Annotated in this window: 7 protein-coding genes, 2 pseudogenes and 1 CRISPR repeat array; of the genes and pseudogenes, 3 read left to right on the plus strand and 6 right to left on the minus strand. The window is 70.1% G+C overall.

Annotated features, from left to right (window positions below):
- Window positions 1-41 precede the first annotated feature (41 nt).
- Together cas1e and cas2e are read left to right on the plus strand one after the other, a co-directional pair.
- Window positions 42-980 (plus strand): type I-E CRISPR-associated endonuclease Cas1e, encoded by a 939-nt coding sequence (gene cas1e / locus ACTWQE_RS15490; protein ID WP_443329521.1) that lies wholly within the window; start codon window positions 42-44, stop codon window positions 978-980.
- Between the two features lies 1 nt (window position 981).
- Window positions 982-1,311 (plus strand): type I-E CRISPR-associated endoribonuclease Cas2e, encoded by a 330-nt coding sequence (gene cas2e / locus ACTWQE_RS15495; protein ID WP_443329515.1) that lies wholly within the window; start codon window positions 982-984, stop codon window positions 1,309-1,311.
- A 17-nt stretch (window positions 1,312-1,328) separates the two neighbouring features.
- A CRISPR array of direct repeats spans window positions 1,329-3,431; the repeat unit is 29 nt; unit sequence GTCCTCCCCGCCGACGCGGGGGTGTTCCG.
- A gap of 197 nt (window positions 3,432-3,628) precedes the next feature.
- Here the strand turns inward: cas2e and ACTWQE_RS15500 are convergent.
- The 6 genes and pseudogenes from ACTWQE_RS15500 to ACTWQE_RS15525 form a co-directional block, all read right to left on the minus strand.
- Window positions 3,629-3,712: pseudogene (locus ACTWQE_RS15500) on the minus strand (hypothetical protein); the annotation flags it as partial.
- 53 nt (window positions 3,713-3,765) lie between these two features.
- Window positions 3,766-4,284: a hypothetical protein gene (locus tag ACTWQE_RS15505; RefSeq protein ID WP_443329516.1), complete on the minus strand. Its 519-nt coding sequence runs from the start codon at window positions 4,282-4,284 to the stop codon at window positions 3,766-3,768.
- Between the two features lie 211 nt (window positions 4,285-4,495).
- Window positions 4,496-5,047 carry a hypothetical protein gene (locus ACTWQE_RS15510; RefSeq protein ID WP_443329517.1) on the minus strand — a complete coding sequence of 184 codons (552 nt, stop codon included), beginning with the start codon at window positions 5,045-5,047 and terminating at the stop codon, window positions 4,496-4,498.
- Between the two features lie 57 nt (window positions 5,048-5,104).
- The gene (locus ACTWQE_RS15515; protein ID WP_443329518.1) at window positions 5,105-6,184 is read right to left on the minus strand and encodes a helix-turn-helix domain-containing protein; all 1,080 of its coding nucleotides are present in this window, start codon (window positions 6,182-6,184) and stop codon (window positions 5,105-5,107) included.
- Window positions 6,185-6,370: 186 nt separating this feature from the next.
- On the minus strand, window positions 6,371-6,640 hold the full coding sequence (locus ACTWQE_RS15520) for a hypothetical protein (protein ID WP_443329519.1): 270 nt from the start codon (window positions 6,638-6,640) through the stop codon (window positions 6,371-6,373).
- Between the two features lie 464 nt (window positions 6,641-7,104).
- On the minus strand, window positions 7,105-7,464 hold the full coding sequence (locus ACTWQE_RS15525; RefSeq protein ID WP_443329520.1) for a hypothetical protein: 360 nt from the start codon (window positions 7,462-7,464) through the stop codon (window positions 7,105-7,107).
- Window positions 7,465-7,644: 180 nt separating this feature from the next.
- Between ACTWQE_RS15525 and ACTWQE_RS15530 the strand changes: the two are divergent.
- A pseudogene (locus ACTWQE_RS15530) lies at window positions 7,645-7,855 on the plus strand (hypothetical protein); the annotation flags it as partial.

Here is a 7,855-nt window from a genome sequence, read left to right on the forward strand (position 1 = left end):
GCAGCGACGCACGAAGACGGCTCGCCGCCCCCACTCTGGCCATGCTGCCGCGCGTCGCGGACTCGCTGTCCTTTCTCTACCTGGACATGGTCCGCCTCGTCCAGGACGACACCGGTGTATGTGCCCAGATCCAGGTCGACAAGGACCGCACCGACCTCGTTTACATCCCCACCGCTGCGGTGTCCTGCCTGCTGCTCGGCCCCGGAGTCTCCATCACCACCCCCGCCCTGACTACCCTCGCTCGCCACGGCACCAGCGTGGTGTGCACGGGCGCAGGAGGCGTACGCGCCTACGCCGGAATCCTCCCCGATTCCCTCACCACGCACTGGATCGAACAGCAGGTCAACGCCTGGTCCGATCCCGAGCGGCGGCTCGACGTGGCCGTCCGCATGTATGGCATGCGCTTCGGCGACGACGAAGTCGCCGACGGCACCACGCTCGCCCAACTCCGCGGCATGGAAGGGCAGCGCATGAAAGCCCTCTACAAGATCTTCGCCCAGCAGCACGGCATCGGCCGGTTCCGCCGCAACTACCACCCCGACCAGTGGCACCAGCAGGACCCCGTAAACCTCGCGCTGTCCGCTGCCAACACCTGCCTCTACGGCATCGTCCACGCCGCCCTCCTCGCCCTCGGTTGCTCACCCGCCCTCGGCTTCGTCCACGGGGGCACCCAGCATGCCTTCGTCTACGACATCGCCGACCTCTACAAGGCCGAGACCACGCTCCCTCTGGCCTTCTCCCTCCACCAGTCCTCCAACCCCGAACAGGAAGCCCGCCGCAAATTCCGCGAGGAACTCCGTCTCCTGCGCCTGCTCCCGCGCGTCGTAGGCGACGTCCAGCTCCTCCTCACCCCTGACGCTGACCCCGACTCGTACGCGGACGACCGCTCTGAGCGGCGCGACGTCGAGATGGTCCACCTGTGGGACCCGAAAGCCGGCGTTCTGCCCGCCGGCGTCAACTACGCCCAGGGCGGCGGATGACATGCCCTCCATGCTCGTCATCGCCACCACGGCCGTACCCGACCACCTTCGCGGCGCCCTCAGCCGCTGGACCACCGAGGTCGTCCCCGGCATCTTCGTCGGCGCGGTCTCTGCCCGCGTACGCGACGAGCTGTGGAACGCGGTAACGCAAACCGTGGGCGACGGCGCTGCGGTCCTCGTGCATCCGGCCCCCACAGAACAGGGCTACGCCATCAGCACGGCAGGCAACCGCCGACGCGTCCCCATGGACTTCGACGGCCTCACTCTCATGCGCATGACGGCAGCCCCACGCCAACTACAGATGGCAAAGAGAGAGCAAAGCCCGGGATAAACCGCAGGTCACAAAGTGTCCTCCCCGCCGACGCGGGGGTGTTCCGATCGACAGCGTGGCATGCGCTCCGGCGTCCCCGTCCTCCCCGCCGACGCGGGGGTGTTCCGACGGGCGTGCTCACCCCACACGACCCCGACCGGTCCTCCCCGCCGACGCGGGGGTGTTCCGCTGTCCGGCTACGTCACCGAGGACGGCACCGAGTCCTCCCCGCCGACGCGGGGGTGTTCCGGTGTCCGCGTAAGCGGTCTGTTCCTTGGTCATGTCCTCCCCGCCGACGCGGGGGTGTTCCGGCGGACCTGTCCCGGTTCATGGACGGGGAACCGTCCTCCCCGCCGACGCGGGGGTGTTCCCTCGTGGTCGGTGTCCTGGGGATCTTGAACGCCGTCCTCCCCGCCGACGCGGGGGTGTTCCGCGTTGATCACCGCGGGTGTCTGCCTCTTGGGCGTCCTCCCCGCCGACGCGGGGGTGTTCCGCAATGGCACAGGGCGTTGGACGAGCAGCTCACGTCCTCCCCGCCGACGCGGGGGTGTTCCGTTGGTCTCCACGCAGATGTCGTCCGCCTCGTAGTCCTCCCCGCCGACGCGGGGGTGTTCCGAAATCAGCCATCCGGTTGAGCGTCACTACGGGGTCCTCCCCGCCGACGCGGGGGTGTTCCGGAGACCCCGTATGGCCAGCACCACCCGACGCCGTCCTCCCCGCCGACGCGGGGGTGTTCCGCTCCGCGGCCTCGTGTACTGCGGTCCAACGGAGTCCTCCCCGCCGACGCGGGGGTGTTCCGTAGGCCTTACCGCGTTCGGGGCCGATGCCGCTGTCCTCCCCGCCGACGCGGGGGTGTTCCGTCCTGAGCGGTGGCGTCGGGGTTGCGAGAGACGTCCTCCCCGCCGACGCGGGGGTGTTCCGCCCTGTTCCTCCGCAAGAGCCTGGAACACGCCGTCCTCCCCGCCGACGCGGGGGTGTTCCGTGCGGGGCGTCGGCCGAGAGGTACCGCCTGTCGTCCTCCCCGCCGACGCGGGGGTGTTCCGGCGACGGCGCCGGAGCGCCCCATGTGCAGGGCGTCCTCCCCGCCGACGCGGGGGTGTTCCGAGAATGGAAGGCGCGCAGTGGCGGCATCTGGCGTCCTCCCCGCCGACGCGGGGGTGTTCCGCCATGACCGTAGGCCAGGCGGCCAGGCTGCCCGTCCTCCCCGCCGACGCGGGGGTGTTCCGAACCCGGCCGGAGCGAAGAAGAAGACCACCGGGTCCTCCCCGCCGACGCGGGGGTGTTCCGGTGCGAACCTCGCTCAGGTCCCACGGGTTGCGGTCCTCCCCGCCGACGCGGGGGTGTTCCGCGCAACGCCCTCGGAGCAGCCCGCAACTGGCAGTCCTCCCCGCCGACGCGGGGGTGTTCCGCTCGGCCGGTACCGGTGGCGGGTCGACCACACGTCCTCCCCGCCGACGCGGGGGTGTTCCGTCGGTGGCGGCGGGGGAGATGCAGGCCGTCACGTCCTCCCCGCCGACGCGGGGGTGTTCCGGAAGTGCACTGAGAGCCATGTCATGGCGAGCAGTCCTCCCCGCCGACGCGGGGGTGTTCCGCGGCTGGGGCAACTCGTGGAAGGTCGGATCGAGTCCTCCCCGCCGACGCGGGGGTGTTCCGTGTGCCGACCGAGTTCCATCATCACGCGGCTCGTCCTCCCCGCCGACGCGGGGGTGTTCCGATATGGGCGCGCGTGGTCCCGGCTGCGTCCTGGTCCTCCCCGCCGACGCGGGGGTGTTCCGGCCTTCAGCTCCCCCTTTGCCGGATCCCGGCCGTCCTCCCCGCCGACGCGGGGGTGTTCCGCTTCGCCACCGACCGGTAGACCGTGCTGGACGGTCCTCCCCGCCGACGCGGGGGTGTTCCGTTCATGCGTATCTGGGCGTGCACGGTGGTGGCGTCCTCCCCGCCGACGCGGGGGTGTTCCGGACTCCAATGGCGCTGTCTGCGGGTTGAGCAGGTCCTCCCCGCCGACGCGGGGGTGTTCCGGACCACGCGGTGGGGCGGAATGAGCCCAGCAAGTCCTCCCCGCCGACGCGGGGGTGTTCCGCGGTCCAGGACCTCGCGGAGGGTGGGTATCTCGTCCTCCCCGCCGACGCGGGGGTGTTCCGCCCGATATGGGCAAGCTGGTGTGGACGGTCAGGGCCGGTGGGTGAAGGACCACAGGCGGTCGACCTCGGTGAAGCCTGCCGCGTCGTAGAGGCGGTTGGCCGCGGTGCGGCCCCCGCTCCGGGTCGCCGGGCGGGGCGTCGTCATCGACGTAGGCGATGACCTCCCGGGCGCCGTGATCGGCCAGGACTTGGAATGCCTGCACGAGCAGGCCGCGGCCCAGGCCCCGGCGGCGGTGGGCCGCCTCGGTGCTGATCCACCACAGCACCCCGACCCCGTCCACCGGGCGGCCGACAATGGCCTCACCGGCTGGGGTGCCGTCGGTGTCACGCAGGGTCAGCTGCCAGCCGTCCCGCTCATGGCACGGCGCGACCTCCGCGAGCGGGTACAGACGCGGCCCGCCCGTGCCCGCCGCCTCCTCCTGGTCGATGCGGCGGTGGATGTAGCGCCACAGGTCTTCCCGGAGAACCCCGCGGCCTCCAGGGCCCTATGGATGGCGGGACGGTTGCGCACTGGCAGGCCCTCCAGCCCGAGGGAGAGGGCGGAGGCGAACTCGAAGGCGTGGACCGTGCGCCGGCCCAGCCGGTCAAGCACCCGATCGATCAGCGCCCCAGTGAGGGCTTGATCCTCTTCCAGGCAGTGGAGCCACAGGATGAGTCCGGCTCCGTCCCTGGGCCGTGTCGCGTAGGAGACGACCCCCAGCACCTGGCCGCCGCTGTCCTGGAGTACGTCCGTGACCGGTGCATCCAACTCGGCCCACCAGCCGCTGTCCACCGGCGCAACCGTCCCGCCACCCTGGTGCCCGCCGCGGCGCGGCGGATCGGATTCCCCGGCCGCTCTCAGCAGTTCGGTCACGTTCCCTGGGCGGACCTTGAGCGCTTCTACGCAGGACGCGGCGTCATTCTCGGTCCCCACGTGCAGCGGCAGTGAGCACGGGGCGGCTAGGCCAGCCCGTAGGGGGAGGGCGGCGTGCCATCGGTTAGACGGGGCCCAGTCCAGCGCGGTGGCCATAGCGTCAATGCGGACGACGTGGGCGGTCGTTTGCCGGAGGCGTTCGTGGAGGAGGTCAGGTTCTGGTCTCGCAGGTGCCGTATCTGGAGGTTAAGTCGTTCCAGCAGGCGGGCAGCGCGGTGGTCGGCGGTTGTTGGAGGTGTCGGTCGAATGCGTGCAGCAGGGTGGCGATGGCGGCGGGTTCGGTGCCGGTGGTCTCCGCCGTCTTGGTGGTGCTGAGGCCGATGACGTGGTGGAGGAGGACGGCGTCGGCCTGAGCGGTGGGTAGGAGGCGGTAGAGGGTTCCGGCGGCCGTGCGGGGCCGGGTGCGCAGGGTGCGGTGGATGCGCGAGGTCAGAACGGCCCAGGCCATGGCGGTGGGCCGGTGACTTGCCAGGGTCTGCCTCCAGCAGGCGGCGAGATCGCCGAGGGCGCGTTCGACCGCGCAGTCGGCGGCGCGGGCGTCGGTGATGAGCAGGCGGGCGTAGCGCCGGTAGATGCGGTGGTGGAGCTGGCAGAAGGCGGTGAAGTCGGCGGGCAGAACGATGGTGATGGCGTCGCCGGCCTGGGGGTGCACGGGGGTGGTGTGCGGTGAGGTGCCGTTGCGGATGGGTGATGCGTGCGGCATGGATCCCCCAGGGTGGGTCAGGCGAGGTATGTGCGGGCGCGGTGTGGCGCGGGTGGGTCAGCCGAATGCGCTGGCGGGCAGAGTCGGTCCCTGTCCGTCGCTGTCATCGCGCCGGGATCTGGTGACGCGGTCGAAGAGCGGCCGGATCTCCTGCGGCTCGCCTTGCAGCGCGGTGGTGAGGGCCTGGACCAGCGGCCAGCGCAGGAGGTGGGCGTCTGGGGCTGGGCTGTGGAGGAGGGCGGTGACGGTGCTGTCGGTCAGGCCTGGGTGACCACGGCCCGTCAGCTGCTTGACCTCGGGGCGGGCTGCGGCCAGATGGAGTCCGCGCAGGGCTGCCTGGAGCGTGTGGATGGCTTCCTTGCGGGTCGGCGTGGTCGGTGGGGGCACAGCGTGCAGCCCGTGCGCTTTGTTCCAGAGGAACACCAGGTCGTCCGGCTCGGCCTCGCAGGCGTGGGCGAAGGCCACGACAACATCCCAGGAGGGGATCCGCTCTCCGGACATGATGCGGTAGACGTATGAGGTGGACACCCCGGTGATGACCGCAAGCTCACGGGCGGTCAGGCCGGAACTGCCGCGCTGGAGGTGGGAGAGCGCGCAGGACAGGGCGTAGCCGGGCGGACCGGGCCGGGAGCGGCCCGCAGCGGTGACCGTCCGGGCGGGGGAGCGGGGACCGGGAACGGCGGGGCGACGCTTGCGTGCCGGCCCGCGCTCGGCACGGCGTTCCAGGACCGTGTCGACCTTCTCGGCGGAGTAGTTGCTCTTCAGCGTGCTGGGCGAGGTGTTCAGCACCTTGGCGATCTGCGGCCAGGTGGCCTTCTTGCTCTGGGCCTGCCGGATGGCGACGGCCCGGAAGTCATCAAGGTCCCGTTGCATTGCCACCAGATGCTGGATGAGGGCCAGCGGCAGGGCGGGCACCTGGTGGTGGGCGGTGTGGGCCAGGGCCTGCGCGGTGGTCAGCAGAGCACGGCTGATCCGTATGACGTCCTCGTCGTAGGAGCGCGCCGGGGACTGCGCGCGCTCACGGTGGTTGGCACTGCGGCACTTGGAGCTGCAGTACAGGGGGATCCGTCCGGTGGGCTTGGGACGCTTGAATTTCCTGCGGCAGTATCCGCAGACCAGCGGTTCACGCTTCGTCATTGAAGTTCCGTATGAGCCGAACACGTGCGCGTGATGTCACACGCGCTTGGTGTCTTTCGTCGCGGGTAACAGCGATCCGGTGCCGTACGTGAAATGAAACTCCCCGTAGGGCACCGGCTGCGCCGAGGTGGAGGGGTCCGGGGCCCGGCCGGTCCGCTGGCGCAGGCGGCCGGGCCCGGGGCCTGGCTACAGGAAGCGGACCAGGCGATACCGCAGATAGCTGCGGTTCGCCGCCAGCAGCAGCGGTGCCAGCAGCGCGACGAGGGGAACCGCCGGAAGCCCGTGGATCAGAAGATGGCCGGTGGCCGGCAGAGCAACGAAGGCCCCGAGGCTCATGTTGACAGTCATGTCGACTGCCTTCGATGTTTGGTACTGCGAAATGCTGTGCATGCTAACTTCGAACTTGCTGGTCAGCGCTTCAACAGCGGGACGGGCGGGACGCGGGGTGAGGAACATGCTTAACGCCTTTCTGCCTCGTGGTCACAGGTGAACGAAAGGGCCCTGTGGGAAGGTTGGCGCCGCCTCGGGGCCCTTTCGCATGCAGACCTTAGCCTTTTCATGCGCGGAGAGTGACGCTTCCGTCACGAAAGCGGAAAGGCAGTTCATCGGGTACACGAAAGCGGTGGGCGCCCGGTGCCCCGGGTCAGACGGGGACAGAATTCTCCCGTACAACTACACGGCAGCGGACGAGTTTTCCGATAAGCACACGGGAAGGTCCGTGACCCGCTACACGGCGCGGCAGCCCCAGCTCGGAGGCCAGGAGCAAATAACTCGCCGGTAGCACCTGGAGAGTGGGCGGTGGGGGATGGATCGTTCCGGACGCTTGTGGGAGATCGCGCACGGCCACCGGAGCGGTGCGGTCACGCCGGCCTGCCTTCCTTGCCGGTGCCGTACCGCTTCACGGCAGCCTGCGGGACATCTCACGTGCCAGCGGGCCGGCCCGTGGCAGCATCGTCGGGCAGGTGCTTGATCGCTGAGCGTGCCGCGACACGGTCGGGCCCGCTGAGGGTGGTCCAGAAGTCGTGGGTGACTACGGCCTCTGCGAAAGCCAGCTGCCGCCTGCGCAGCGCATCGACCTGGTCCTGCTCCTCCTGGCTCCAGCCGGGGGAGTCGGACCGCTCGCGGGTGTGCCAGTAGCCGTCCTCCTTGGTGTCCCGGAACCCGGCCTCAGGCGTGAGGGACCACGGAAGCTTCGCAAGGAGCGCCGTGAGCTCGGCGCGGACCTGGTGGAGCTCGTGCTGTGCGGCCACCAGGTCATCGGGGAAGGCGTAATCGGCCATGCCCAGAATGATACGGCCGTTCGAATCTGGGCGGGTGTCGACACGCGGCCGCTACGGGCGGTGTGGGGGATGACGTGTTGTCATGCGAATTTCACTGTGTGTGCTCTACTCGCATAAACCGGTCAGGGCCACGATGTGCGCGACCACCCCCTCAACTCCTCACCCTGGGAGCCAACACCCATGCGCACCAACGCCCGGCGCAGCATCGTTGCCACGTTCGTGGCAGCTGCCACCACAGCCCTCACATTCTTCGGCACCACCCCCGCACAGGCTGCTCTGCCCACCCCGGTCAGCGCCGCCACCGCCCGCTCCTACCTCGCCTCCATGAGCGCCACGGCCGAGCACTCCAGAACCGGCTACAGCCGCGACCTGTTCCCCCACTGGATCACCA

It is taken from the genome of Streptomyces sp. 8N706 (genome assembly GCF_052245415.1).
Lineage (GTDB): Bacteria > Actinomycetota > Actinomycetes > Streptomycetales > Streptomycetaceae > Streptomyces.